We start from the raw sequence: 24811 nt of genomic DNA on the forward strand, positions 1-24811 counted from the left end.
ATTGAGGGCGGCCGCGTGAGGCTGTCAGGTTCTGGACGGTCAGTCGCCACCACCACCCATCGCGGGCGGACTGGGGGGCAGGCGGCGGCGGGTTTCGCGGTGCAGGATGTATAGGCCGCTCACCGCCACAACGGCGGCGCCCAACACCATGTGCAGGGTCGGCATCTCGCCCCACAACATCCAACCGAACAGCACGGCCCACAGCAGCGAGGCGTAGTTGAAGGGCGCCACCACGGCTGCGGGGGCCAGCGAATAGGCCCGCGTCAGGAACAGCTGAGCACCGCCGCCCAGCACGCCGGTGGCCGACAGCAGGGCGAAATCGGTCAGGTTGTGCGGGGTGACCCACACGAAGGGCATGACCAGCGCCAGGATGAGTGTGGTAATGGCCGTGAAGTAGAAGACGATGGTGTTGGCGCGCTCGGTCTTGCTGAGCTGGCGGATCGCCACCATCGCGAAGGACTGGCAGAAAGCGGCGCCAAGCGCGACCAGCGCGCCCAGATGCGTCAGCATCTCGCCTGAGGGACGGACCATGATGAGAACGCCGACGAAGCCGACCAGCACCGCGCTCCACCGGTAGATACCGACCTTCTCGCCGAGCAGCGGCACCGACAGTGCGGTTAGGAACAGCGGGGCCGAGAAGTTCAGCGCCACCGCGTCGCCCAGAGGCAGCAGATTGAAGGACCAGAACGTCAGGGACATCGCGGTCAAGCCGACAACCGAGCGCCAGACATGGCCCATCGGACGTTCGGTGCGCAGGCTGTTGATCCAGCCGCCCTGCAGCGAGATGACCACCGCCACGGGGATCAGGGCCATGGCATTGCGGAAGAAGGTCACCTCGATGACGGGATACGTCTCTGAGAGCAGCTTCACCAGCACGTTCATCACGGAGAACAGCAACACCGACCCCAGCATCATGACGATGCCAAGCGGTATGTTCTCCACGCGGATGTGGCGGGGCGTCGCGGGACGGGTGGGGGCGGGGGAGAGGGGAGGCGCGGTCACTCCCGGATGCTATCAACTGCAACCACCCGCGTCACGTTGCCGCGACGCGGGTGGTCATGTCCTGACGGAATGGCCGGATTGCGGTGGGACTCTGATCCGGCTGCTGCGCCTATTGTCAGCGGTTGGTCAGAAGCTCGGCGATTTCGCCCTCGGCCCGCAGCCAATGGTCCATCTCGCGACCGTTCGGACGACCCTCGCGTTCCCAAATCTCATAGGCGCGCTCCTGCACCATGCGGCTCTTCTGGCCCTGCAGCAGACCCTCGGCGATGTGCATGTTGATGCGTGACAGCGAGACCAGCTTGCGTGCCTCGATGGAACCCTGGGTCGCTTCCATGGTGGTGACGGTGACGTACTGCGCGAGGTTGCGCAGGTTCGCCTTGACCTCCGAATCCAGCGTATTTTCCTCGTTCTTGAGCACCGTCTTGATGGCGACCCAGAGGCGGAGGTTGTGGTCGAGGGCGTGATTCGCCTTTTCCGGTGTGTCGGCTTCGACGAGGAGGCTCGCGGCGTGCAGCAAGGCGACCGCGTCCTGCTCGATCGCAGCGAAATTGGTGTTCAGGACGATTTCCGCCCCGGTATCGGTGGCGAGCGCTTCGGCCGCTTCAGGCGACGGAGCGGCTTCGACGGTCTTTGCGGTGGCGGTCTTGCGCTTGGCCATGATCGAATCCCCGGCGTTGGTCCCCGAGGTCAATAGAACCAGCCGTTATTAACAAGTGGTTAAGGCGAGTATTGCCAACCCTTTTGCGCAGCCTCCGCGTCAGATGAAGCGCCAAGTGATTCGCGGAAGATTATGTTGCGATGCAAAATAACGGGTCGACCTTTAGCGTCCGGTGAAGGCCCCGAATGGCATCCGATAATAGAATCCGAACACATTGTTGGCCGGTGCGGCGGCGTCCGCGGCGGGACCGCTGGTGTCGATGCGGCTGTAGCCCAGGCTGAAGCGGGCCTTGTTCTCGAACTGGTAGCCGAGTTCGAGCTGGGAGCGGAACTCGACGACGCTGCCCGATGCCGCCGGATCGCGCGGGGTGACCGGCAGGGTTCCGGCGCCGACGCTGGGCGTGAAGACGAAGGAGGACCCCCCCAGCGGAACGTCGATGAGGATGCCGCCCATGCCGTGCAGGCTGCCGTCCGGTGCGCTGGGACCGAGCGACACCCAGGGACGCACCTCCGCATATCCGTCGAGCTTGGGCAGGAGTGAAGAGCCGATGCGGATCTTGTTGTGCAGGTCGGACACCTTGGTGTCTGGCGTTTCCCCGACGCTGTAGGCGAGGCCGCCGATCTTCCAGTTGCCGATCCGGTCGTCCGGCATCGACAGGGTCTGCGCGTCCGCGGAAGCGGAGAGCGCAACGCCCACCGCGGCAACCACCAGACAGAGGCACGAAGTCCCATGACGCACGGCGGCCTGCTCCCGATCGATCGTTGACCGTCCTACCCCGGCTGCTCCAGCCTACCGCGTCCGATCCCGGCGCGGTTGTGGCATTACGCGTTGCACCGCAGCCCCACGCAAGCGCGTAACGGTGCTACTCCCAGATGTCGTGCGCGCCGTCTCCCGCGTCAATGGTGGGTGGGCTGCCCTGTTTGTGAAGGCCTAGGCGGTTGGCGGGGCTCATCGTGGAGCGCGGGAGCATGCTAGACTGCCGTCATGCAGCACGCCGCTTCCGATCCGGCACGGGTCCCGACGCAGTTGGCGGCCGCCTTCCTCGCCGATCCGGCGAGCCATGGCGGGGCAGCGGTGGAGCGTGTCGAAACCCACGCTGCCATCGTCTTCCTGGCCGGAAACCGGGCCTACAAGCTGAAGCGCGCGGTCCGCTATCCCTATCTCGACTATTCGACGGCCGAGCGGCGGCGTGCGGCCTGCGCGGAGGAATTGCGTCTCAACCGGCGAACCGCACCATCCCTTTATCTTGGGCTGGAGTCGGTGGTGCGGCGTGCGGACGGCGCGCTCGCCTTCGGTGGCGAGCACGCGGCGGGTGGACCGGCACTGGACTGGCTGGTCGTGATGCACCGCTTTCCGCAGGACGCCCTGCTCGACCGAATGGCGGAGCGGGGCGGTCTTGACGACGAGTTGATTTGCAGGCTGGCCGACGCCGTGACCACATTTCACAAGGCCGCCGAACCACGCCCGGACGGTGGCGGGGCCGTGGCGATGCGGGAGGTGGTGGACGGCAACATCGCTGAACTGCGCGCCAGCCCGTCGCTGTTTCCCCCGAAGGACGTCGAAACGCTGGCCCGCCGGTCCACGGACGCTCTGGAGCGCCTGACTCCGCTGCTGGAGGAGCGGCGGCGGCGTGGCTTCGTCCGACATTGCCATGGTGACCTGCATCTGCGGAACATCGTGCTTCTCGAAGGAAAGCCGGTGCTGTTCGACGGCATCGAGTTCGACGAACGGCTGGCGGTCATCGACGTTGCTTACGACCTCGCCTTTCTGCTGATGGATTTGGAAAAGCGCGGGCTTCGTCCGCTCGGCAACGCCTTCCTCAACCGCGGCTTGGACGCGACGGAGGACTATGACGCGTTGGCGCTGCTGCCCCTGTTCCTGTCGGCAAGGGCAGCCATCCGCGCTAAGATCGCCGCCAGCACGGCGGTGCTCCGTCCCGACGACGTTGCGTCGCGGACGTCGGAGCAGGAGGCCCTGGCCTATCTGAAGCAAGCCGTTGCGGCGCTGGAACCGCCGACACCGCGGCTGGTCGCCATCGGCGGGCTGTCCGGCAGCGGCAAGACCCGGCTGGCCCGCGCCCTGGCGCCATCGCTGGGCGCGTCGCCGGGCGCGGTGGTCCTGCGCTCCGATGCGCTGCGCAAGCGCCTGTTCGGGGTCGGGGAGATGGAGCGGCTTGCCGCAGAGGCTTACACGCCGGCGGTGACCCGGCGGGTCTATGCCGGGCTTCTGGAGCGGGCGCGGGTCGTGCTGGCCGCCGGCCACGCCGTGGTGCTGGACGCCGTCCATGCCCGACCGGAGGAGCGGTCCGCCGCGGCCGGTGTGGCGGCGGATGTCGGCGTGCGATTCGACGGGGTTTGGCTGGATGCGCCCTTGGACAGGCGGGTCGCCCGCATCGCCGCCCGGCGCGGCGACGCTTCCGACGCCACGGTGGAGGTGGCCGAGCGGCAGGACGTCTATGATCTGGGCCCGCTTGAGTGGCTGCGTACGAATGCTGGCAGGGATGCGGGGGAAACGCTTGCGGCCGTGCTGGAGCGACTGGTGTAATTCCAGGTGGAACGGGCGCCGCCGGTTCCCCATGGTCTAATATACGGGCGGCGCGGCGCTGGAAACGGTGCATCCAGCCGCCGTTCCGACAGGCACCGTCCAGAAGATGGGCCGGCGGAAACGGCCCGGGGGGAGATCATGTCACTCAAGACGATCCTTGTGCCGCTGGCCGGACTCGACGGCGACACAGTGGCTTTGAACGCCGCGCTGAAGATCGCGCGTGAATTCGACGCCCATGTCGATGCCCTGTTCGTGTCGCTGGACCCGCGCGATGCCGTGCCCATGCTGGGCGAGGGCATGTCCGGCGCGATGGTCGAGGAGATCATGCGCGCCGCCGAAGGGGAGTCGAAGACCCACCTCCACACCGCCCGCCGCACCTTCGACGATGTGATTCGCGCCGCGGACATCGAACTGCGCGACATCCCGACCGGCGTCGAGGCGCCGACCGCCCAATGGCGGGAGGAAACGGGCCGCGTCGAGGAGGTGGTGCCGCGCGAGGGGCGGCTGGCCGACCTGCTGGTCTTCGCCCACACCACGCTGGACAGCAACACCCAGGCTTACGCCACGGTGGAAAGCGCCCTGCTGGGAGCGGCTCGTCCGCTGCTGCTGGCGCCGGCCACCCTGCCGGACGAGATCGGGCGCACGGTGGCGCTCGCCTGGAACGGCAGCCCCGAATCGGTGCGCGCCCTGACTGGGGCGATGCCCTTCCTGACCGGTGCCGACACCGTCCATGTGCTGACCGCCGAGACCTCCAACACCCAGGCTGCGGCAGGGCGTCGCATCGCCCAATATCTCGCTTGGCACGGCGTTAACGTTCAGGTAACCATATTGAAGCCGGGATCGGAACCCGTCGGCCAAGCCATCATCAACAAGGCCGCGGAACTTGGGTCCGACCTCCTCGTGATGGGGGGCTACGGACACAGCCGGATGCGGGAAATGATCCTGGGTGGCGTGACCCGCTATGTGCTGAATCACGCCGGCCTGCCCGTGCTGATGGCCCACTGACGACGGGGCCTCTCTTTTAAAAGGCCGGGCTTCTCCGATCCGACGCGCGGCGCCGCAATGACGGGCGCCCTCCACGCCGATGGTTTTGAACCACAAGGGCCACCCGGACTCCGGTCCGGGCAAGGCCCGGCAATCGGGAAGGAACGCGCCATGTTGACGATCGACGATTGCATCGCGCTCAGCGATCTGACCGAAGAGGAAATCGACGCCATCGCGGAGCATGAGCATCTTCCGGAAATCCTGGCGGTGGAACTGGGCTGCTGCCTTGCCCACGACGCCGAAGGCATCCGTCGGATCGCCCGCATCATCCGCGAGGACATCGACCGGGCCCGCAGCCACGGGCAGACCGTCCACGCCCGCCAGTTGACGGTCGTCCTGGACGGCTTCGTGCACCAGCACCCGGCCCTGTAAAGCGAAGCCACGACACAAGAACGCGGCCACGACACAAGAACGCGGCAAAACAAGAGGGTGCCAGGAAGGAAACGCCCCACCCGCACCAGACGGTGCGGGTGGTCGAGGGGAGGGGCGGAACATCCGGCCCCCTTGTCCGGTTGGCATTGGCGGGATCGCGTCGGGGGGACGGCGGGGAGCGCGCTCGGCGCGCTCCCCCAACCGTCGGGCTTCCGCGACGTTTTGCTTTGTTCCGCTGCCAGCAAAGGACGAACGACCGTGCCCTTGAAGACAATCCGCCTTGAACTGGCCCGCACCGCCGATCATCCGGAAGGCAGCGCGGAGCATGGCTATGAGTTCATCGCTCCGCTGACCGCGGATGGCCATCTGGATCTGGAAGAATGGCGCAGCCGGAGGGCCTCCTGCACGGTCCGCCGCTTCTGGCGCGGAGAGGACGAGCAGACCGGCCACCTTATTCATCGGGGCAAAGGGTGGCTGTTCGATTACGACGCCGATGACAGCGACGACGACGAACCGATCTTCCGCTTCGACCGCCACACGCTGGTCGAGGGGGAGTACATCTCCATCACCGAGCATGATGGAGAGCAGCGCCCCTTCCGCGTCGTGTCCGTCCGTTGAACGCCGGCTGGTTCGCGCGGGGGTCTGTGTAATACGGACCCGCCGCCCGATCCCGTACGCTCAGGCGGCCAGCCGGTCCTCGCGATCGCGCAAATTGCGTCCGACCTGCTCGAGAAGCTGTCGCAGCGTCTCGGCGGTCATGCCGTCCCGATTCATCAGGGCGACGATGATGGGCTCGTCCAGGATTTCCGACAGGGTCGGAGCCGTCAAATGGTCCATGTTACCCTCCCTGTGCATTCCGGCCGGCCTTGAGGCGGCGTGGTTCTATTGTACTTAAGATACGGTATTTCGCAACAATGCTGCATCGCGAAATATTCTATCGCGGTTTGCGCAAGGGTATGAAACCGCTGAGTGTTCATGCCTGAACACCGAGCCGATGCCTATATCGGCAAAAGGGTTACCGCATTAGTGGAGTTGTGGAGTTGAATGAGTTCAGTGTTCCGCGTCGCGGTTTCGCATGATCGTGACGCCGGCCCCGGCCGTGTCGGGAAGCAGGGATGGCAGTTCCACATCGACGCGCACATGGCGGACCTTCGGCTGGGCCATGCACAACGCTGCGGTGCGGTCAGCCAGATAGTCGGGACCGGGCACCATTTCTTCTGCACACAGACGGCGCAGATCCTCGACGATGTCCTCGTAGGACATGACTGCGGTTATGTCATCGGGAAAGCCGAGACCGGGATGACTGACCTTCAATTCCAGACTGATGTGAACGGTGTGGCGTCCGGAGCGCCCGGCGAGCGACACGGTGGCGGTGAAATCGCGCAACAGGATGGTGTAGATCGCCCCCGCGCCGGGAGAGCCGGGGCCAGTGTGTCTGGAAACGGGATCGTTGGCCAAAAAAACATCTCCTGGCGGGCGGCGGCCCTGATCGATGCCCCGTCCGGGGCGGCCGCCTCGTCGCTGCGCCGCGCCCACTATAGCGCAGGCGCCCGCCCATTCGGCAAGGTCAGACCGCCAACAAGATCAGACTTCCGCCGGAAGCTCCGTGCCGGTCCGGACCACCGTGTCGCGCCCCGGTACGGCGGCCAGGAGATCATCGAAGCTGCGCGCGATGGCCGGGTGCTGAAGGCCGCCCGCGATGTCGGCCAGCGGGGCCAGGACGAAGGCACGCTCTGCGATGCGGGGATGAGGAATCTCCAGCTCCGGCGCGTACATCACCAATTCGCCGTAAAGCAGGATGTCGATGTCGATGGGGCGCGGCCCGAAGCGAAGGCCGTTTTCCAGATCGCGGCCCATCTCCGCCTCGATGGCCTTGACATGGCGGAGAAGCTCCCACGGGCCGAGCGCCGTTTGCGCGCGCAGCACCATGTTCAGGAAGGACGGCTGGTCGGTCACGTACATCGGAGCGGTCTCGTAGACGGGCGATGCCAGCGTGACGCGGACTTGCGGAGCGAGCCGCTGCTGCGCCGCCGCCAGATTGGCGGCGCGGTCGCCCAGATTGCTGCCGAGCGCAAGGTAGACCGTGGTCATCGCCGAACCGTCGCTAGTCGAAACCAAATCCCCGTCAGTCATACCATGATCCTCCGTTCCATCAACCGTCAAAGCGTCGGACGGCGCCGCCGTCACATCCAAAACAGTCCTTTCGTCGGTGGAAAGGGCCGGCATGGAGCACGCTCCGGTTTAGGTAGCCGGCTTTCTCCGGGAACCGCAAGCGGCGGGCGGGGTTGTGCCAGTCGTGCGATGCTGCATCGGAGGGGAATGGTCATGGCGGTTCGGCATGTCGGGACGGCAACGCTTCTGGGGCTGGCCGGGGCGCTCCTGGCCTCCTGCGCCACGGGGCCGGACCCGGAGATCGCCCGGCGCGCCCAGACCGAACTGGTCGGCATGCCGAAGGAGCGGCTGCTCGCCTGCGCCGGTGTTCCGGCGCGGCAGGCCCAGGCCGGCGGGCGGGATTACTACACGTATGTCTCCGATCCCGGAGTGGCGGTCAGCCCGCTGGGTGGCAGCAGCATCGGCGTCGGCGGCTTCGGCGGGGGCGGCTCCAGCGGCGTCGGCGTTGGGCTGGGATTCGGGCTCCCGATCGGTTCCTCTTCCCCCGGCATGTGCGAAGCGACCTTCGTCCTGGGGCCGAGCGGGGTCGTGGAGCAGGTGTCCTACCCGGGCAACGCCTCGCTGTCCGCCTGCACACCGATCGTCCAGAACTGCGTGCCGCCCGCCCCGCGCTGAGCCGTCCCTTCCTGGCTGAAAGGGGGACTGTCGCCGGTTGCGGCCTTGCCGTATCGTCCGGCTACGGCTTGGCTGTAAAAAAGCAGGGGAGGACCACGTCATGGACATGAGCGGCAGCCAGCGCATCACGGCCCCGCGCGACAAGGTTTGGGCGGCGCTGAACGATCCGGATATTCTGCGCCAGTGCATTCCCGGCTGCGAGGAGGTGCAGAAGACCTCCGACACGGAATTCACCGCGAAGGTGGTCGCCAAGGTCGGTCCGGTCAGCGCCAAATTCTCCGGCAAGGTGACTCTGTCCGATCTCGACCCGCCCAACGGCTACACCATTTCCGGGGAAGGTTCCGGCGGGGCCGCCGGCTTCGGCAAGGGCGGCGCCAAGGTCTCGCTGGAACCCGACGGCGAGGCGGCGACGATCCTGACCTACACCGCGCACGCCACGGTTGGCGGCAAGCTGGCGCAGATCGGGTCCCGTCTGGTGGACGCCACGGCGCGCAAGATGGCCGACGATTTCTTCAACCGGTTCACGGCGGTGGTCGGCGGGCCACCCGAGCCGGTGCCCGAGCCGGCGCCCGAGCCGGCTACGCCAGCGACCCCTGAATCCCTCGCGGGGCCAGGGATGCGGAGCGCCGCGGCGGCGCAGCCGATCACACCCGCCGTGGCGGCCCCCGTCCCGGAAATCCCGATCCCGCTTCCCGCCGCCCGAGGGCGGGGCGGCTTCTATGTTCCCTGGGCGGCTCTCGGCGTTGTGGCTGTTCTTGTTGTTCTTCTCGCCTGGATGAAATAACCCGTATTTGGTGTTTGTGCTGTGGGCGCGACACGTTGGGGGTTTGGCCTTAACCACAGAATGTGTATGCTGCGCCCGAACCTGCCGGCATCCGAATGCCGGCCTCATCCGGAAGGGGGAATCTGACCAATGAACAAGCATATCCTGGGCGCCGCCCTGATCGCCGGCATTGCCATGGGCGCGGGCGCCGCGCAGGCCGCTGACGCCGCCGCCGGTAAGGACGTCTTCAAGCAGTGCATGGCCTGCCACACGGCCGAGCAGGGCAAGAACAAGGTCGGCCCGTCGCTGTTCGGCGTCGTGGGCCGCCCGGCCGCCTCGATCGATGGTTTCAAGTATTCCAAGCCGATGCAGGAGAAGGCCGCCGGCGGTCTGGTCTGGACCCCGGACAACCTGAAGGCCTACATCACCGCCCCGAAGGAAGTCGTTCCGGGCGGTACGATGGCCTTCGCGGGCATCAAGGACGCCGGCAAGGTGGACGATCTGATCGCCTTCCTGGGCGAGCAGAAGTAAAGACGCCCGCGTTTCGACGCGGGGGTGGAGAAGGGCCGGAGGGGAAACCCTCCGGCCCTTCTTTTTGCATCAGCCTCTCCCGGTCAGCCCGCCGCCTCCAGGCTCTTGCTCGCCACCTCGAAGACGTCCGGCGACAGGCCCGGCGTGGCGACAATGCGTTCCAACTCGGCCTTCATCAGGGCACGGCGCGTCGCGTCGTAGCGGCGCAGGCGCGAGAAGGGACCGACCATGCGCGCCGCCACCTGCGGGTTCATCGGGTCGAGCCGAAGAACCTGATCGGCCAGGAAGCGATAGCCCGCCCCGCTGGCGTCGTGGAAGCGCACCGGGTTGCCGCCCGCGAAACCGCCGATCAGGGCGTAGACCTTGTTCGGGTTGCGGATCTCAAAGGCGGGGTGGGAGAGCAGCTCGGTCACCCGCTCCAGCGCGTCGGGCCGGTGCGAGGTCGCCTGCACGCCGAACCACTTGTCGACGACCAGCGCCTCGCCCTTCCAGCGCTCGTAGAAGCTGACGATGGCCTCGTCCCGCTCCGGCGCGTTGGAATTGCTGAGGAACTGCAACGCCGCCATCACGTCGGTCATCGCCTGGGCGCCACGATACTGGCCGAGGCAGAGATCGAGCGCCTCCTCGTCCTCCAGCGCCATGAGGTAGGCGAGGCACAGATTCTTCAGCGCCCGCCGCCCGATGGCCGCCGCGTCCACCGAGAAGGGCTGGTTGCCCGCGTTGCGGCGGTGCGTGTCGAGCCAGCCGGGCCGCAGCGCTTCGGCCAGCCGGCGGCGGGCGAACTCGCGCACGGCGTGGATGGCATCGGGGTCGATGACCTCCATCTGCGTGCCGAGGTAGCTTTCGGTCGGCAGCACCAGGGCCTGCGCGGCGAAGGCCGGATCCTGGTCGGCGTCCTTGAGAACGGCGCCCACCGCGTCGATGAAGCTCTGCGGCAGCGCCAGTTCCCGCCCGGCCTGACGGTCGGCGACGAGGGAGAGCAACAGCCGGGTTGCCAGCGTCTGCCCAGCCTCCCAGCGGTTGAAGGCGTCGCTGTCGTTGGCCATCAGGAAGGTCAGGTCGCCGTCCGTCAGGTCGGCCCGCAGCTTCACCGGGGCGGAGAAGCCGCGCAGCAGCGAGGGCACCGGGCGGGCCGGCACGTCGACGAACGTGAAAGCCTGCTCGGCTTCGGTGATGTGCAGGATGCGGCTGGTGCCGGCCGGCTCCGCCTCGCCCGTCAGGCGCAGCGGCAGGTCCGCCCCGTCCGGACCGAGCAGCCCCATGACCAGCGGGATGTGCATCGGCTCCTTCACCGGCTGGCCGGGGGTGGGCGGCACGGTCTGCCGGACGGTCAACCGGTAGGTCTTGGCCGCCTGGTCATAGGTGCCGCTCACGTCCAGTTCCGGCGTGCCGGCCTGCCGGTACCAGCGCTTGAACTGCGTCAGGTCCACGCCGGTCGCGTCGGACATCGCCGCGGCGAAGTCGTCGCAGGTGACCGCCTGTCCGTCGTGACGCTGGAAATACAGGTCCATGCCCTTGCGGAAGCCCTGCGGCCCCAGCAGCGTGTGGTACATGCGGATGACTTCCGACCCCTTGTCGTAGACGGTGGGGGTGTAGAAGTTGTTGATCTCCACATAGCTGTCCGGGCGCACGGGATGCGCCATGGCACCGGAATCCTCCGGGAACTGTACGGTGCGCAGGCGCTGCACGTCCGCAATGCGCTTGACCGCCCGCGAGTTCATGTCGCTGGAGAATTCCTGGTCGCGGAAGACGGTCAGCCCTTCCTTCAGCGACAGCTGAAACCAGTCGCGGCAGGTGACGCGGTTGCCGGTCCAGTTGTGAAAATACTCGTGCGCCACCACGGCCTCGATGCCCAGGAAGTCCTGGTCGGTGGCGGTCTCCGGCTTCGCCAGGATGTATTTCGTGTTGAAGACGTTGAGGGATTTGTTTTCCATCGCCCCCATGTTGAAGTCGCCGACCGCGACGATGTTGAAGATGTCGAGGTCGTACTCCAGACCGAACACCTCCTCGTCCCAGCGCATCGACTTGATGAGCGAGCGCATGGCGTGATCGACCTTGTCCTCGTTCCCCGGCTCGACATAGATGCGCAGGGTGACGTCGCGGCCGGATGCGGTGCGGAAACGGTCCTCCTGGTGCACCAACGTGCCGGCAACCAGGGCGAACAGGTAGCAGGGCTTGGGAAAGGGGTCCTCCCACACCGCGCGGTGGCGCCCGTCGGAAAGGTCGCCGGATTCGAGGAGGTTGCCGTTGGACAGCAGCACCGGATAGCGCGCCTTGTCCGCGGTGATCGTGGTGGTGTAGCGGGCCATCACGTCGGGGCGGTCGGCGAAGTAAGTGATCTTGCGGAAACCCTCCGCCTCGCACTGGGTGCAGAAGTTTCCGGAGGACTTGTAGAGCCCCTCCAGCGCCGTGTTCTCCTGCGGCTTGATTCGGACGACGGTTTCCAGCGTGAAGATCTCCGGCACGCTGTGGACGGTCAGATGGTCCGGCGTGACGGTGTAGTCGGCGTCGCCCAGCGGCTGCCCGTTCAGCGCCACGGACACTAGTTCCAGCCGTTGCCCGTCCAGCGTCAGCGGCAGCGCCGCCGCGTCGTCGCGCGCCGGGTTGCGCCGCAGCCCGAACTGCGCGCGGACCGTGGTCACCTCCTCGCCGAGGTCGAAGAACAGATCGACCGTGTCGATCAGATGCGCGGGCGGGCGGTAGTCCTGCAGGCGGATGGCCTTGGGCGTGCCTTTGTCCATGGGGCTTTTCTCTAACCTTGTTTTGGCCGTGTCGGCGTCGCGGAGACGGACTCTAGCATGGAGAGTGGGGACGCGAAGGGGCGTTGGACAGGGGAGATGCCAGCGATGGGACGATGATTGCCATTCGCTGTTCGCAGTCATAGGTCCTGACGGCGGAGCGAATGGTCATGAGCTATTGGCGCTTTTTGGCGATGATCGTGGTCTCGACGGTCGTGATGTTCGGGCTGATGTATTTGAACACCTACGCTTTCGACCACGTGTTCTACAGCCAGACGCGGGCCTGGATGGCGTTGGTGATGGGGGCCGCCATGGCGATCGTCATGATCGGCTTCATGTGGTCCATGTACAGGAACGCCGCCGCCAACCTCGGCATCGTGGTGGCGGGGCTTCTGGTCTTCGCAGGAGCACTATGGCTGGTGCGCAGCCAGGAGACCGTGGACGACCTGTCCTACATGAAGGCGATGATCCCGCACCATTCCATCGCGATCATGACCAGCGAACGCGCCCACATCCGCGATCCGCGCGTGCGTGAGTTGGCGGACGGCATCATTGAAGCGCAGGTGCGGGAGATCGGAGAGATGAAGGCCCTCATCGCCGATCTGAAACGCAATCCCACACCGGATTCGGCGCCGGATATTCCGTCCTATCGGGAACGGGGAGCGCCTGCACCGGCCAAGGAATAGGCGCCCTCCTTCCATCTCCCCTCAAACGTGGAAGCTCTCGCCGCAGCCGCAGCGGCCTTTCTCGTTCGGGTTCTTGAAGACGAAGCCGGTCTGGAACTTGTCGTCGACGTAGTCCATCTCGCTGCCGATCAGGAACATCACGGCGGCGGGGTCGATCAGGACGGTGACGCCCTTGTCCTCGACCACCTCGTCAAACTTCATCTTTTCCTTGGCGTATTGCACGTCATAGCTGAGGCCGGAGCAGCCCTTCGCCTTCACGCCGATGCGCAGGCCGATGTAATCGTCGGTCGCCTTTGACATCAGCATCCGCACCCGCTCCGCGGCGGCGTCGGTGATGGAAAGGGCCTTGGGGAGAGAAGCCGTAGAAGCCGTGGCCATGGGGATCTTCGCCTCCTTAAAACATGTCCAGTTGGACCCGCGCGACCTCGGACATCATGTCCTGGCGCCAGGGCGGTTCCCAAACCAGTTCCACCTTGCATGTGGTGACGTCCTCGACGGACTCAACCGCCTGCTGCACCTGCATCGGCAGTTCGCCGGCCACCGGGCACATGGGGCTGGTCAGGGTCATGTCGATCTCGACCTCGTTGTTCGGGCCGATGTCGACGCGGTAGATCAGGCCCAGTTCCCAGATGTCCACGGGGATTTCCGGGTCGTAGCAGCTCTTCAGCGCCGAGATCACCGCCTCGCTCAGCGCGGCGCGCGGGTCGTAGGCGGCCTTGGCCGCGGCCATGTCCGCTTCGGTCTGGTTCATCGGCTTGGCCTCCGCGGCGTCGGCTTCCTTGGAGATCGCGTCATCGGGCATCGCGTTTCACCGTTTCCTGCAACTTACTCGCTGCTCGCCTTGTCCTCGCCTTCGATGGCCGCGTTCATCGCGTGCCAGGCGAGGGTGGCGCATTTCACGCGCACCGGGAACTGACGGACGCCGGACAGCACCATCAGCCGTTCCATGGCGTCCTCGTCCACCGGGCCGTGGTCGCCGTGGTCGTGGTCGTCCTTGGTGCAGAGGTCGTGGAAGGTCTCGAACAGAGCCTTGGCCTCCGCCTCGGTCTTGCCCTTGACCACCTCGGTCATCATGGACGCGCTGGCGGTGGAGATGGCGCAGCCGCGGCCCTGGAAGGCCACGTCCTCGACCACTCCGTCCTTCAGCTTCAGGTAGACCATGAAGCGATCGCCGCACATGGGGTTCTCGCCCTTGGCCTCCCGGTTGGCATCGTCGGGATGCCGGAAGTTCCGGGGGTTCTTGCCGTGGTCCAGGATCACTTCCTGGTACAGCTCGCGCAATTCGTCCATCATGCTCCGAAGAACTCCTTCACCGCGATCACCGATTCGACCAGAGCGTCGGCTTCCGCCCGCGTGTTGTAAAGCGCGAAGCTGGCCCGCGCCGTGGCGCCGACGCCGAAACGCTCCATCAGCGGCTCCGCGCAGTGGCGGCCGACGCGGACGGCGACGCCGTACTGGTCCACGATGGTGCCGAGGTCGTGCGGGTGCACGCCCTCCAGCGTGAAGGAGATGATCGGGCCCTTGCCCGGCGCGGTGCCGTAGACGCGCAGGCCGTCGACCTGGGAAAGCTGCTGCGTGGCGTACTGGAGCAGGTCGTGCTCATGCGCCGCGATGGCCTCCCGGCCCAGCGTCTCCATGTAGTCCAGCGCCACGCCCAGACCGATCACCTCGGTGATTGCCGGGGTGCCGGCCTCGAAGCGGGCCGGCGGGGCCTTGAAGGTGGTGCCTTCGAAGCTGACGCTCTCGATCATGTCGCCGCCGCCCTGATAAGGGGGCATCTTCTTCAGCAGATCGTACTTGCCGTAGAGCACGCCGGTCCCGGTCGGGCCGTACAGCTTGTGGCCGGTCATGATGTAGAAGTCGGCGTCGATGTCCTGCACGTCCACCACGCCGTGCACCGCGGCCTGGCTGCCGTCGAACAGCACCGGCACGCCGCGCTCGTGCGCCATGCGGGCGATGATCTTGGCCGGCGTCACCGTGCCCAGCACGTTGGAGCAGTGGGTCATCGCCACCAGCTTCGTGCGGTCGGACAGCAGGTCCTCGTAGGCGTTCAGGTCCAGCACGCCGTGCTCGTCCACCGGGACGACGCGGATGCGGATGCCCTTGTCCATCTGGAGGAGCTGCCACGGCACGATGTTGGCGTGGTGCTCCATGACCGAGACGATGATCTCATCGCCTTCCGACAGGAAGGTCCGGCCATAGCTGTGGGCGACGAGGTTGACGGCCTCGGTCGCGCTGCGGGTGAAGACGATGTTGCGCTCCGACGGGGCGTTCAGGAAGCGGGCGACCTTGCGGCGGGCCTCCTCGAACTGGTCGGTCGCGGTCTGCGACAGGAAATGGACGCCCCGGTGGATGTTGGAATAATCCTCCTCCAGGAAGCGGGTCATGGCGTCGATGACCTGCCGCGGCTTCTGCGCGGAGGCGGCGCTGTCCAGATAGACGAGCGGCTTGCCGGGCTTGCCCTTCCGCTCGTGCACGCTGCGCGACAGGATGGGGAAGTCGGCGCGCACACGCTCGACATCGAAGGTGGGGAGGGTGATCTGGGTGTCCATATCCGGGTCCCTCCTCAGCGCGCGTTCTGCCAGTTGGCGACGTAGCTCTGGAAGGCGTCGCGGACGCTCTCCTCGGCGATCTCCTCCAGCGCCTCGGACAGGAAGGCGCCGATCAGCAGGCCGCGCGCCGTATCCTTGTCGATGCCGCGGGCGCGCAGGTAGAAGAGCTGGTCGTCGTCCAGCTCGCCCACCGTGGCGCCGTGGCTGCACTTCACGTCGTCGGCGTAGATCTCCAGTTCCGGCTTCGCGTCGATCTCCGCGGTGTCGGAGAGCAGGAGCGCGCGGTTCTGCTGGTAGCCATCGGTCTTCTGCGCGTCGGGACGCACGATGATCTTGCCCTGGAAGACGGCGCGGGCCTGGTCGTCGATCACGCCCTTGTAGACCTCGCGGCTGGTGCAGCAGGGCTTGGCGTGGTCGATGAAGGTCGTGGTGTCGACATGCTGGCCGCCGCGCACCATGTAGGCGCCGCTGACATGCGTGTCGCCGTCCTCGCCGTCGAGGACGCTGTTCACCTCGTTGCGCGACAGCTTGGCGCCGATGGTCAGGATGAAGTTGTCGTAGATGCCCTTGCCGGCCACCTTCGCCGCGGTGTGCGACAGGTGGAAGGCCTCCGCGTGCTCGCGCTGGACCTTGTAGTGATGGACCGACGCGCCCGCGCCGACGAAGACCTCGGTCACGCCGTTCGACAGGGTGGTGCAGGAGCCCAGGCCGACGTGATGCTCGACGATCACGGCGCGGGACTCCGCCTCCGCGACGATCAGGCCACGCGGGTGGAAGGCGGTGGGCTGCGCCTCGGTGCCGACGGAGACGAAGACCAGCTCGATGGTCTCGTCCACCGTGACGCCGCGCGGCACATGCAGGACCGGCCCGTCCGCCAGGAAGGCGGTGTTCAGCGCCACCAGCGGCTGATCGTCGGGGGCGGCGATGCGGCCCAGATGCTCGGCCACCAGATCGGGCTTGCGAGTCAGGGCGTCGGCGAGGTTCAGCAGCTCGACCCCCGCCGGCAGACCGGCGGTGGAGGACAGTTCCGCCCGGAAGCGCCCGTCGACGAAGACCAGCCGCGGACCGTTCGTGCCGTCCGTGCGCACGGTCGGCAGCACGTCGAAGCGGACGGCCTCGCCGGTCACGGCCGCCGGCTGGAAGGCCAGCTTGTCAAGCGCGCGCAGGTTGGTGTAGCGCCAGGACTCGTTCTTAACGGTCGGCAGGCCGAGCGCGGCGAAGCGGTTGTGCCCCTGGCTGCGCAGGTCGTTCAGCCAGGACAGGCCGCCGCCGGGCAGGCCGTCCTTGACCCGGTCAAACTGCTCCAGGAAGGGTTTGGCCGCCGCCGGGTCGTAACCCCGCGGCGCCTTGGTGAGGGTCGTCGTCGCCATGGTCAGGCCGCCTCGTTCACGCCGAACTCGGCGTAGCCGTTCTTCTCCAGCTCCAGCGCCAGCTCCTTGCCGCCGGAGCGCTGAATCTTGCCGAAGGCCAGCACATGGACATGGTCCGGCACGATGTAGTCGAGCAGGCGCTGGTAGTGGGTGATGACCAGCATCGACCGCTCCGGCGAGCGGAGCGCGTTCACGCCCTCGGCCACGATCTTCAGCGCGTCGATGTCCAGGCCGCTGTCCGTCTCGTCGAGGATGGCGAACGTCGGCTGGAGGACGGCCATCTGGAGCGTCTCGTTGCGCTTCTTCTCGCCGCCGGAGAAGCCGACGTTGACCGCGCGCTTCAGCATCTCATCGGTCATGCTCAGCGCCTTGGTCTTCTCGCGCACCAGCTTCAGGAACTGCATGGCGTCCAGCTCCGGCTCGCCGCGCTGCTTGCGGATGGCGTTCAGGGCGGACTTCAGGAAGGTGGTGTTGGCGACGCCGGGGATTTCGACCGGGTACTGGAAGGCCAGGAACAGGCCGGCGGCGGCGCGCTCCTCCGGCTCCATCTCCAGCAGGTCCTTGCCGAAGAAGCTCACCGAGCCCTCGGTGATCTCATAGCCGTCGCGGCCGGCCAGCACGTAGCTGAGCGTGCTCTTGCCCGAGCCGTTCGGCCCCATGATGGCGTGCACCTCACCGGGGTTGATCGTCAGGTCGATGCCCTTGAGGATTTCCTTGCCGTCCACCGTGGCGTGCAGGTTCTTGATCTCGATCATCGTTTCTTCTTCCTTCGCGATACGGTGGGCGGTCAGCCGACGCTGCCTTCGAGGCTGATGCCGACGAGCTTCTGGGCTTCCACGGCGAACTCCATGGGCAGCTCCTTCAGCACTTCCTTGCAAAAGCCGTTGACGATCAGCGATACGGCGTCCTCTTCCGACAGGCCGCGCTGGCGGCAGTAGAACAGCTGGTCCTCGCTGATCTTGGCGGTCGTCGCCTCGTGCTCGACGCGGGCGGTGCGGTTGCGGTTCTCGATGTAGGGCACCGTGTGGGCGCCGCACTGGTCGCCGATCAGCAGGCTGTCGCACTGGGTGTGATTGCGCGCGCCCTCCGCCTTCGGCAGGATCTTGACCAGCCCGCGGTAGGTCTGCTGCGCCCGCCCGGCGGAGATGCCCTTCGACACGATGGTCGAGCGGGTGTTCTTGCCGATGTGGATCATCTTGGTGCCGGTGTCGGCCTGCTGGAAGTTGTTGGTGATGGCGACCGAATAGAACTCGCCCACCGAATTGTCGCCCTGCAGGATGCAGCTCGGGTACTTCCAGGTGATGGCGGAACCGGTCTCCACCTGCGTCCAGGAAATCTTGGAGTTGCGGCCGCGGCAGGCGCCGCGCTTGGTCACGAAGTTGTAGATGCCGCCGACGCCTTCCGCGTTGCCCGGATACCAGTTCTGGACCGTCGAGTACTTGATCTGCGCGTCATCCAGCGCCACCAGCTCGACCACCGCGGCGTGCAGCTGGTTCTCGTCGCGCTGGGGCGCCGTGCAGCCTTCCAGATAGCTGACGTAGCTGCCCTCGTCGGCGATGATCAGCGTCCGCTCGAACTGGCCGGTGTTGGCCTGGTTGATGCGGAAGTAGGTGGACAGCTCCATCGGGCAGCGCACGCCCTTCGGGATGTAGACGAAGCTGCCGTCGGTGAAGACCGCGCAGTTCAGCGTCGCGTAGAAATTGTCGGTGTAGGGCACGACGGAGCCGAGATACTTCTGGACAAGCTCCGGACACTTGTGCACGGCCTCGGAGATCGCGCAGAAGATGATGCCCATCTCCTCCAGCTTGGCCTTGAAGGTGGTGGCGACCGACACGCTGTCGAACACGGCGTCCACGGCGATGGCCGGGCTCTTGCCCTCGGCCCCTTCGACGCCGGCCAGGATCTCCTGCTCGCGCAGCGGGATGCCCAACTTCTCGTAGGTCTTCAGCAGTTCGGGATCGACCTCGTCCAGAGACTTCGGGCGATCCTTCATCTTGGGCGCGGCGTAGTAGTGCGCGTCCTGATAGTCGATCGGCGGGAAGGACAGCTTCGCCCAGTGGCGCGGCTCCTCCATCTCCTGCCAGACGCGGAACGCCTTCAGGCGCCATTCGAGAAGCCATTCCGGCTCCTCTTTCTTGGCGGAGATGAAGCGGACGATGTCCTCGTTCAGGCCCTTGGGCGCGACATCCGATTCGATGTCCGTCGTGAAGCCGTACTTGTACTTCTGCTCCGTGACGGCGCGGACCTGTTCGACGGTTTCGGTCGTGGCGGCCATGCTTGTCTCTCGTTCCCTGAAAGCGTTTCCGATGAAGGCGCCGAAACGTCAGACGGCGGCGCGCCGTGCCGGACCTGGGCCGGCTCCAATGCTGTCGAGCGGGCCGGGTGGGCTCTCCGCCCAGGCGGGCGGTCCCATCATGTCGGCCAGCGTCACTTGTTCGAGGGCGCCACGGATGGCGCTGTTGACCTTTTCCCAGCCGCCGCGCATCGGGCAGAGGCGCTGCACGCCGCACTGGCTGTCGCCGCCCTCCACGCAGGCGGTCAGCGCGATCGGGCCGTCGAGCGCCGTGATGATCTCGGCGATAGAGATTGCATCGGCGTTGCGGCTGAGCGCATAACCACCGGCGGCGCCGCGGTGCGACGTCGTGAGGCCCGCCGGGGTCAACGTCTTCATGAGCTTGGCGACCGTGGGGGAGGGCACGCCCGTGCGCTCCGCCAGATGGGAGACGGTGTGAACCGTGCCCACATGGCGCGCCATTTCGCTCATCACGACGATGGCGTAGTCGGTCAGCTTGCTCAGCCGGATCATGACCACCCCGATACAGGACTAAATTGGTCCTGATTAAGTGGCCATCATAGGACCTTTGTCAAGCGGAACCGGAGCGGGATAACCGGGAAAAACACTCGGGTATAAGGATGGCAGGCCTGCGCCCGGTGCACGCTGCGGCGAACGGTCGCAGGCGGCTTCCACCTACGGGAAACCATACACTGCGGTCGGACAAAAAAACCGGCCCCGCGGTGAAGGCCGCGGGGCCGGTGCAATCAGCGTGGAACCCGAAAGGAGCCGGTGGAAGCGGTGAGCGAAACCGGATCAGCCCGGCTTGTGCGCCTCTTCCCGCGCCGCGTCGCTGGCAGCGCTCACCGCATCGCCGACCTCTTCCTTGGCGGCTTCGACGGCCGCGCGGGCGGCGCGGGTGCCGCGGTCCATGGCGTCACGGGCCATTTCCTTGGCGCGGTTCGTCGCCTCGTCGGCGTAGTCGCCGACCCAGCGGTCCTCGTAGCGCGATGAGGGGATGCTGGCGCCCAGCGCGGCTCCCAGGGCGACACCCATCATGCCGGCCACCATCGGATGGTCGTCCACCATCTCCCAGAAACGTCCGGTCGCGCTGTGCAACCGGTCCGATGCGCGGAAATGGCTGGCGCCGCCGTGGTTGCCACCGTGATTGCCGATATGGCTTTCCACGCGGCTGCTCATGTCCCGGCGCATGCCATACGCCCGGTCGCGGGCGTGGTCGGTCAGATCATGCGCCCGTTCACGGGCGTGGTCGGTAAGGCCGCGCACGCGGTCACCGGCCTCGTCCACGGCGTCACTCGCCCGTTCGTAGACATGGCCCGCGGCATCGCTGGCCCGCTCGTAGGCTTGGCTGGCGGCGTCGCGCACGCTGTGGCCTGCGCTGTAGAAGGTGTCGCGGGCGTACTGCGCGGCGCTGCCGGCGCGGTCGCGGACATTGTGCATCGCGCCGCTGCGTGCGATGCGCCGGTCATAGCCCGAGGCGGTCAGTGCGAGCCAGCCCAGACCGATGCCGATCATGGCGAGTGGGATCGGATTGCTGCGCATGGTCTCGCCGACCGAGTGGGACCGCTGGTGGGTCTGGTTGCGGATCGGCTCGTAATAGCGGTCCTGGGCGCGTTCGCCGTAGCCGCCGGTGGTGGTGTGCATCCGGTTCATGGTCTGCTCCATCAGGTGACGGGGAGCGAGCCGCGCTGTCTTGCGCTTCAGGACCTGGATCGTGTCGCCGATCCGGGCTTGGCGTTCGCGGATCTCCCGTTGCATCGCGTCGTAGTCGCGGGGCGTTCCGCGCCCCTTCTCACCGCCGTTCATTGGTCCGTCGTTCATGGGCCGCTCATCGGGCAAGCTGGGAGCGGGCCCAGCGCTTGTCGTCACGCAGCGTCTCGATCGTGCGCTGCGGTTGGAGATTCTCGGGACTGAGCCGCTTCTTGCCGATCATCGCCAGCACGCCGCCGATGACCAGCACGACGGCTCCGACGATGACGGCGGCCAGCCAGGGCTCGACCACCTTCGACAGGGCCAGCACCGCTGCGGCCAGCAGGACCAGAACGCCCGCGAAGGCGATCAGTCCGCCGGCAACGACATAAGCCGCGCCGCCTGCCGCCTGTCCGGCCTTCTCGGTCAACTCGGCCTTGGCCAGTTCGATCTCGGTACGGGCGAGGTTTGTGGTCTCCCGCGCCAGATCGGCGAACAGCCCGGCGATGGGACGGTCTTGCCGCGGATCGTAGGAACGGTCCTCCGCAGCGCTCATGGTTTGATCCCCTGGATCGGGTTGCTGCCGGACACCGGCTTGGACTCGGTGGAACTGCCCTGCGTGGAACCGGGCGTGGCGCTGGGCGTGGTGCCGGCGACCATTTCAGCGGCGTCGCGGGTGCGGGCGGCGGTGGTCGCCGCCGTGGCGGTGTTCAGCGGACGCGGGCTCTCCTGGTTGCGGCCGATCCCGCCGCCGGCCGACGTTATCGCCGCCGCCGACGTCATGCCGGAGGAGGCGATGCCGGACGACAGGCCGGCCCTCGGGCGCACCACCCCGGTGCCTTCCGTGGAGGTCGCGCCGCCGATGCCGCCGGTCCCGGTCCGGCGATGGCCGGCGAGATCATGATCGGTGCGCAGGGCCTCTTGCCCGGCGCGGTCGGCGCCGCGCAGGCCGAAGTCACGGTAGTCGTGATGGTCCTGGTCATGACCGCCGTAGCCGCGGTCATGCCGGGCGTAGCCGCCGGTCAGATGCGACGACGACGCGCCGCGAAATCGCCGTTCTCCGGAGCTTTTGACGAAGCGGGCGAACAGGAAGCCCACGGCGAAGGCCGCGCCGACGAAGACCTCCGGCTGACGCCGCGCGAAGCGCTCCACCTGACCGACCATGTCGTCCACGGTGGAGTTGCGCAGCATGTCGGCCACCCGCTCGACACGGTCGGCGGCCTGCCCGGCGTAATGCGCGGCGGTGCCGTTGTTCTCGTCGTTCAACTGTTCCGCGGCCTTGTGCAGCGCGTTGGCGACGCTGCCCAACTGGTCGGCGGCGCGGTCCGTCTGCGTCTCCAGAAGCGAGCGGATGCGGCCCTGTGCGGCGCCGAGGGTGTCGCGGCCGGCGTCAGAAGCCTCGCGGGCGGCCTCGCCGGCCGTGCGGTTGATGTCGTTGGAGGAACCCCGATTTTGCGAACGGTCGTTCCCCATTCCCGTGTTCGCTCCACTGTTTGCCATCGGGTCTGACGACTTGCGGTTCGGTTCGCCGGTGCCCAACGTATCGCGGTCTGCCATCTGTTTTCCTCCTCGGGGTCGGCTGCGGGTGTGTCCCGGCCGCAGCCTGCGGCAATTCGCCGCGCTCTGCGGCGTCCGATGTCGGGAATCAAACACCCTCATGGGCATCGGAGTTCCGGGGTGTGTAATGCGTTCCTACGCATCAACGCGGGGTTGCCGGCGCCGATTCCGTGAACGCTGTCGGAATTGGACGGACTGCGGAACTGTGCTAAACTTCTCCGCGAATTCGCGAAGGTTCCAATGAACCGGAGGAGGCGGCCGTGAACGGCATTTTTTCCGCTCTGAGCAACGGCCAGAACAGCCTCTTCCAGCTCCAGAAGGCCAAGAAGGACTGGGAGCGGGCGATGGACGCCATGGATTACAAGGACGCCACCCAGCGCCTTGCGGACAAGGCCGACCAAGCGAAAATGCCGTTCACCATGACTCCCGAGCAGCAGAAGAACTTCACCGCCGTGGTCAACGCGCTGGAGGAGGCCAAGCGCGTCGGGGGCCCGAAGGCTGTCGCCGCGCAGAGGCTGGAGGAGGTCGAGCGCAAGATCGCCGAACTGAAGATGATGATGCGCCACAACCACGGCGACCGGGAAAAGCTGGTGCAGTTGGCGCGGGAAGCCGCGATCCTCGCCAAGCAGGCCGGACGGGCGGCGAAGGAGTACGGCGCCGGTGTGGCCGCCGCGGCTGAGATGGGGCTTCCCGGCGGGGCGGGGGCGCCATCCATCGGCGGCATCACCATCGAGCGGACCACCACCCGCACCTCCATCACGATGGTTCAGACGGAAATCGCCGTCGATGTGACGGTGACCATCCGCGGCGACGGCGCGACGGCCGAGGGCGCCTCGACCGAAGGGGCGCCGCCGGAGATGCCGGCGGCTCCGCCAGCCCCGCCGCTGCCGACGGGCACTGCGGCCGCAGAGGGCACGAGCACGGCTGAGGATATGGCGGCCGGCGAAGAGGCGGCGGAAGACGGAGAGGCGCGCGCCGCCGAGGCCGTCGCGGCGGAGGCCGCTGGTCTGGCCGGGCAGGCCACGACCCAAGGCGTTGCTCCGGATGGCAAGACCCCGTCGGACGGCAAGTCCGCCACTGGAAAGGCGGCTGACGAAAAGGCGGCGGCCGAGAAGACGGAAGAAGAAAAGGAAAAGGACGGGGCCGAAGGGAAAACCGACGCGGAGGCCGCGGAGGCCAAAGACGGGCAGGGGACCGACCTCGAGCAGTTGATGAAGGACGTTGCGCCCAGTCTGAACGCCACGCCCAACGCTCCGCAGGGCGACCGGATCCGCAACTACATTCAGCGGATGATGGCGGACAACGAGCTGAAGATGTCGCGCTACCGCGAGGCCGACGAGTTCGGGCGCCGGGTGGAGGCCGTGCTCGCCGAGGCGAAGTCGATCATCGCCGAAGCAAAGGCCGCCAACGAGCTGGATCAGGCCGAAGAGCGGCGCAAGGCACGGCGGGAGTCCTTCAAGGATTACGACAAAATCGTCGAAGAGGCGCAGGACAACGTCAACGAACTGCGCCAAGCGGCCTTCGGGTCCGGCACGACCCTGAAGGATTTCGTGGAGGCCATGACCACCCCGGACGATGCGGACGGCGGTTCCGGCGAGCAGGACGGTACCGCCGGAGAGGCCGCAATCATGCCTTCGGCGGACAGCCTGCAAGCACTCAGTGGGACGGATCTGGGGATGCCCGCCCTGTCCGGTTCGGTCAATCTGCTCGCGTAAGAGCGTCGGGGCGCGGATGCTCGACTCACCCCCTTCGTGCGCGTTGGGCGCTCCCCTTCGGCAGTATCGCCATCTGGGTAACCCAGCCCATTTTGCAGTCAACGCGGTCTTGACGAGGAGATCGGGTGGGCGCAGGATGATCGGCGTGAAGGTTGATGCTCAAAAAGCATTGTACGCACAGTGCCGACCGGCGGTAACGACGGTCGGATAGAAGGCTGGAGTTCAAGCGGCAACATCATGTGAGACGCCAATGTGGCGCTCTCATCTTATGGATACTGTTGCCCGTCCGGCTGACCGGCGGTGGGGCCATACCCGGGTGGCTCCGCCGCCGATTGTTTTTGGGGCTCTTTTTCGCCCCTTCCTTTTCCCTTCCCAGCCGCCGGTTTTCTCGCCCATGGGCGCATGGCGCTACGCGCCGTGCGCAAAGAGTTCTTGCGCTTTTCCCGTCAGAGGATAAGCCAAAGAGAAGTGTGGGTATTTGAGGCGATCGGCATCCGCTCACCTAACCTC

At 66.7% G+C, this 24811-nt stretch carries 27 protein-coding genes; 9 read left to right on the forward strand and 18 right to left on the reverse strand.

Going from position 1 to position 24811, the window contains the following annotated elements:
* Positions 1-39 precede the first annotated feature (39 nt).
* From AMK58_RS17125 to AMK58_RS17135, 3 genes are all read right to left on the reverse strand, one after another.
* Positions 40-1002 (reverse strand): DMT family transporter, encoded by a 963-nt coding sequence (locus tag AMK58_RS17125; protein WP_035676179.1) that lies wholly within the window; start codon positions 1000-1002, stop codon positions 40-42.
* A 115-nt stretch (positions 1003-1117) separates the two neighbouring features.
* Complete coding sequence (locus AMK58_RS17130; RefSeq protein WP_051140396.1) at positions 1118-1660, reverse strand: DUF2934 domain-containing protein; 543 nt, start codon at positions 1658-1660, stop codon at positions 1118-1120.
* Between the two features lie 162 nt (positions 1661-1822).
* Positions 1823-2398, reverse strand: a complete 576-nt coding sequence (locus AMK58_RS17135; protein WP_236778283.1) for an acyloxyacyl hydrolase — start codon at positions 2396-2398, stop codon at positions 1823-1825.
* Positions 2399-2644: 246 nt separating this feature from the next.
* Between AMK58_RS17135 and AMK58_RS17140 the strand changes: the two genes are divergently transcribed.
* The 4 genes from AMK58_RS17140 (at position 2645) to AMK58_RS17155 (ending at position 6238) form a co-directional block, all read left to right on the forward strand.
* Entirely contained in the window at positions 2645-4204 is a 1560-nt protein-coding gene (locus AMK58_RS17140) for a bifunctional aminoglycoside phosphotransferase/ATP-binding protein (protein WP_059399220.1), read from the forward strand.
* Between the two features lie 138 nt (positions 4205-4342).
* A complete protein-coding gene (locus tag AMK58_RS17145) occupies positions 4343-5209 on the forward strand; it encodes a universal stress protein (protein ID WP_051140392.1) in 867 nt (288 codons plus the stop codon).
* 150 nt (positions 5210-5359) lie between these two features.
* Positions 5360-5620, forward strand: a complete 261-nt coding sequence (locus AMK58_RS17150) for a hypothetical protein (RefSeq protein ID WP_014197158.1) — start codon at positions 5360-5362, stop codon at positions 5618-5620.
* 258 nt (positions 5621-5878) lie between these two features.
* On the forward strand, positions 5879-6238 hold the full coding sequence (locus AMK58_RS17155; protein WP_035676175.1) for a hypothetical protein: 360 nt from the start codon (positions 5879-5881) through the stop codon (positions 6236-6238).
* Between the two features lie 60 nt (positions 6239-6298).
* Here AMK58_RS17155 and AMK58_RS30925 read toward each other — a convergent pair whose 3' ends face one another.
* From AMK58_RS30925 to folK, 3 genes are all read right to left on the reverse strand, one after another.
* A complete protein-coding gene (locus AMK58_RS30925) occupies positions 6299-6457 on the reverse strand; it encodes a hypothetical protein (RefSeq protein WP_014197156.1) in 159 nt (52 codons plus the stop codon).
* A gap of 213 nt (positions 6458-6670) precedes the next feature.
* Positions 6671-7078, reverse strand: coding sequence for a dihydroneopterin aldolase (locus AMK58_RS17160; RefSeq protein ID WP_211105247.1), 408 nt, complete (start codon positions 7076-7078; stop codon positions 6671-6673).
* 126 nt (positions 7079-7204) lie between these two features.
* A complete protein-coding gene (folK, locus tag AMK58_RS17165; RefSeq protein ID WP_035676172.1) occupies positions 7205-7711 on the reverse strand; it encodes a 2-amino-4-hydroxy-6-hydroxymethyldihydropteridine diphosphokinase in 507 nt (168 codons plus the stop codon).
* Between the two features lie 234 nt (positions 7712-7945).
* Between folK and AMK58_RS17170 the strand changes: the two genes are divergently transcribed.
* From AMK58_RS17170 to AMK58_RS17180, 3 genes are all read left to right on the forward strand, one after another.
* Positions 7946-8407 carry a hypothetical protein gene (locus AMK58_RS17170; protein WP_035676230.1) on the forward strand — a complete coding sequence of 154 codons (462 nt, stop codon included), beginning with the start codon at positions 7946-7948 and terminating at the stop codon, positions 8405-8407.
* 100 nt (positions 8408-8507) lie between these two features.
* Positions 8508-9191 carry an SRPBCC family protein gene (locus AMK58_RS17175; protein WP_035676171.1) on the forward strand — a complete coding sequence of 228 codons (684 nt, stop codon included), beginning with the start codon at positions 8508-8510 and terminating at the stop codon, positions 9189-9191.
* A 129-nt stretch (positions 9192-9320) separates the two neighbouring features.
* The gene (locus AMK58_RS17180) at positions 9321-9701 is read left to right on the forward strand and encodes a c-type cytochrome (protein ID WP_035676169.1); all 381 of its coding nucleotides are present in this window, start codon (positions 9321-9323) and stop codon (positions 9699-9701) included.
* Between the two features lie 83 nt (positions 9702-9784).
* On the opposite strand, the gene pepN is transcribed toward AMK58_RS17180, so the two are convergent.
* The gene (gene pepN, locus AMK58_RS17185; RefSeq protein WP_059399221.1) at positions 9785-12442 is read right to left on the reverse strand and encodes an aminopeptidase N; all 2658 of its coding nucleotides are present in this window, start codon (positions 12440-12442) and stop codon (positions 9785-9787) included.
* A 167-nt stretch (positions 12443-12609) separates the two neighbouring features.
* Between pepN and AMK58_RS17190 the strand changes: the two genes are divergently transcribed.
* On the forward strand, positions 12610-13125 hold the full coding sequence (locus tag AMK58_RS17190) for a DUF305 domain-containing protein (RefSeq protein WP_035676227.1): 516 nt from the start codon (positions 12610-12612) through the stop codon (positions 13123-13125).
* Between the two features lie 21 nt (positions 13126-13146).
* Here the strand turns inward: AMK58_RS17190 and AMK58_RS17195 are convergent, their stop codons facing one another.
* From AMK58_RS17195 to AMK58_RS17245, 11 genes are all read right to left on the reverse strand, one after another.
* Positions 13147-13503, reverse strand: a complete 357-nt coding sequence (locus tag AMK58_RS17195) for a HesB/IscA family protein (RefSeq protein ID WP_035676164.1) — start codon at positions 13501-13503, stop codon at positions 13147-13149.
* A gap of 16 nt (positions 13504-13519) precedes the next feature.
* The gene (locus AMK58_RS17200; protein ID WP_014197142.1) at positions 13520-13927 is read right to left on the reverse strand and encodes an iron-sulfur cluster assembly protein; all 408 of its coding nucleotides are present in this window, start codon (positions 13925-13927) and stop codon (positions 13520-13522) included.
* A 23-nt stretch (positions 13928-13950) separates the two neighbouring features.
* Positions 13951-14418 (reverse strand): Fe-S cluster assembly sulfur transfer protein SufU, encoded by a 468-nt coding sequence (sufU, locus tag AMK58_RS17205; protein ID WP_014197141.1) that lies wholly within the window; start codon positions 14416-14418, stop codon positions 13951-13953.
* A complete protein-coding gene (locus tag AMK58_RS17210) occupies positions 14415-15677 on the reverse strand; it encodes a cysteine desulfurase (RefSeq protein ID WP_035676161.1) in 1263 nt (420 codons plus the stop codon). Before AMK58_RS17210 ends, sufU begins: the two co-directional genes overlap by 4 nt.
* Before the next feature lie 14 nt (positions 15678-15691).
* Complete coding sequence (sufD, locus tag AMK58_RS17215; protein WP_051140391.1) at positions 15692-17047, reverse strand: Fe-S cluster assembly protein SufD; 1356 nt, start codon at positions 17045-17047, stop codon at positions 15692-15694.
* 2 nt (positions 17048-17049) lie between these two features.
* Positions 17050-17802, reverse strand: coding sequence for a Fe-S cluster assembly ATPase SufC (gene sufC / locus AMK58_RS17220; protein ID WP_035676158.1), 753 nt, complete (start codon positions 17800-17802; stop codon positions 17050-17052).
* A gap of 32 nt (positions 17803-17834) precedes the next feature.
* Entirely contained in the window at positions 17835-19322 is a 1488-nt protein-coding gene (gene sufB, locus AMK58_RS17225; RefSeq protein ID WP_014197137.1) for a Fe-S cluster assembly protein SufB, read from the reverse strand.
* Between the two features lie 48 nt (positions 19323-19370).
* On the reverse strand, positions 19371-19853 hold the full coding sequence (locus AMK58_RS17230; RefSeq protein WP_035676156.1) for an SUF system Fe-S cluster assembly regulator: 483 nt from the start codon (positions 19851-19853) through the stop codon (positions 19371-19373).
* A gap of 282 nt (positions 19854-20135) precedes the next feature.
* Positions 20136-21161: a hypothetical protein gene (locus AMK58_RS17235; RefSeq protein WP_059399222.1), complete on the reverse strand. Its 1026-nt coding sequence runs from the start codon at positions 21159-21161 to the stop codon at positions 20136-20138.
* Between the two features lie 7 nt (positions 21162-21168).
* Entirely contained in the window at positions 21169-21585 is a 417-nt protein-coding gene (locus AMK58_RS17240) for a phage holin family protein (RefSeq protein ID WP_035676152.1), read from the reverse strand.
* Positions 21582-22586: a hypothetical protein gene (locus tag AMK58_RS17245; protein WP_079285449.1), complete on the reverse strand. Its 1005-nt coding sequence runs from the start codon at positions 22584-22586 to the stop codon at positions 21582-21584. The genes AMK58_RS17240 and AMK58_RS17245 overlap by 4 nt, the downstream gene beginning before the upstream one ends.
* Before the next feature lie 260 nt (positions 22587-22846).
* Here AMK58_RS17245 and AMK58_RS31435 point away from each other — a divergent pair, with 260 nt between their 5' ends.
* Complete coding sequence (locus tag AMK58_RS31435) at positions 22847-24301, forward strand: MerR family transcriptional regulator (RefSeq protein WP_051140389.1); 1455 nt, start codon at positions 22847-22849, stop codon at positions 24299-24301.
* Positions 24302-24811: the final 510 nt, after the last annotated feature.

The sequence above is a fragment of the Azospirillum brasilense genome, from assembly GCF_001315015.1.
GTDB classification, from domain to species: Bacteria; Pseudomonadota; Alphaproteobacteria; order Azospirillales; family Azospirillaceae; genus Azospirillum; species Azospirillum brasilense.

Excerpts from the sequence above, each read along its gene's own strand:
- AMK58_RS17130 (WP_051140396.1), bottom strand. The coding sequence starts at position 1,660 with ATGGCCAAGCGCAAGACCGCCACCGCAAAGACCGTCGAAGCCGCTCCG.
- AMK58_RS17140 (WP_059399220.1), top strand. The coding sequence starts at position 2,645 with ATGCAGCACGCCGCTTCCGATCCGGCACGGGTCCCGACGCAGTTGGCG.
- AMK58_RS17145 (WP_051140392.1), top strand. The coding sequence starts at position 4,343 with ATGTCACTCAAGACGATCCTTGTGCCGCTGGCCGGACTCGACGGCGAC.
- AMK58_RS17150 (WP_014197158.1), top strand. The coding sequence starts at position 5,360 with ATGTTGACGATCGACGATTGCATCGCGCTCAGCGATCTGACCGAAGAG.
- AMK58_RS30925 (WP_014197156.1), bottom strand. The coding sequence starts at position 6,457 with ATGGACCATTTGACGGCTCCGACCCTGTCGGAAATCCTGGACGAGCCC.
- folK (WP_035676172.1), bottom strand. The coding sequence starts at position 7,711 with ATGACCACGGTCTACCTTGCGCTCGGCAGCAATCTGGGCGACCGCGCC.
- AMK58_RS17170 (WP_035676230.1), top strand. The coding sequence starts at position 7,946 with ATGGCGGTTCGGCATGTCGGGACGGCAACGCTTCTGGGGCTGGCCGGG.
- AMK58_RS17175 (WP_035676171.1), top strand. The coding sequence starts at position 8,508 with ATGGACATGAGCGGCAGCCAGCGCATCACGGCCCCGCGCGACAAGGTT.
- AMK58_RS17180 (WP_035676169.1), top strand. The coding sequence starts at position 9,321 with ATGAACAAGCATATCCTGGGCGCCGCCCTGATCGCCGGCATTGCCATG.
- pepN (WP_059399221.1), bottom strand. The coding sequence starts at position 12,442 with ATGGACAAAGGCACGCCCAAGGCCATCCGCCTGCAGGACTACCGCCCG.
- AMK58_RS17190 (WP_035676227.1), top strand. The coding sequence starts at position 12,610 with ATGAGCTATTGGCGCTTTTTGGCGATGATCGTGGTCTCGACGGTCGTG.
- AMK58_RS17195 (WP_035676164.1), bottom strand. The coding sequence starts at position 13,503 with ATGGCCACGGCTTCTACGGCTTCTCTCCCCAAGGCCCTTTCCATCACC.
- AMK58_RS17200 (WP_014197142.1), bottom strand. The coding sequence starts at position 13,927 with ATGCCCGATGACGCGATCTCCAAGGAAGCCGACGCCGCGGAGGCCAAG.
- sufU (WP_014197141.1), bottom strand. The coding sequence starts at position 14,418 with ATGATGGACGAATTGCGCGAGCTGTACCAGGAAGTGATCCTGGACCAC.
- AMK58_RS17210 (WP_035676161.1), bottom strand. The coding sequence starts at position 15,677 with ATGGACACCCAGATCACCCTCCCCACCTTCGATGTCGAGCGTGTGCGC.
- sufD (WP_051140391.1), bottom strand. The coding sequence starts at position 17,047 with ATGGCGACGACGACCCTCACCAAGGCGCCGCGGGGTTACGACCCGGCG.
- sufC (WP_035676158.1), bottom strand. The coding sequence starts at position 17,802 with ATGATCGAGATCAAGAACCTGCACGCCACGGTGGACGGCAAGGAAATC.
- sufB (WP_014197137.1), bottom strand. The coding sequence starts at position 19,322 with ATGGCCGCCACGACCGAAACCGTCGAACAGGTCCGCGCCGTCACGGAG.
- AMK58_RS17230 (WP_035676156.1), bottom strand. The coding sequence starts at position 19,853 with ATGATCCGGCTGAGCAAGCTGACCGACTACGCCATCGTCGTGATGAGC.
- AMK58_RS17235 (WP_059399222.1), bottom strand. The coding sequence starts at position 21,161 with ATGAACGACGGACCAATGAACGGCGGTGAGAAGGGGCGCGGAACGCCC.
- AMK58_RS17240 (WP_035676152.1), bottom strand. The coding sequence starts at position 21,585 with ATGAGCGCTGCGGAGGACCGTTCCTACGATCCGCGGCAAGACCGTCCC.
- AMK58_RS17245 (WP_079285449.1), bottom strand. The coding sequence starts at position 22,586 with ATGGCAGACCGCGATACGTTGGGCACCGGCGAACCGAACCGCAAGTCG.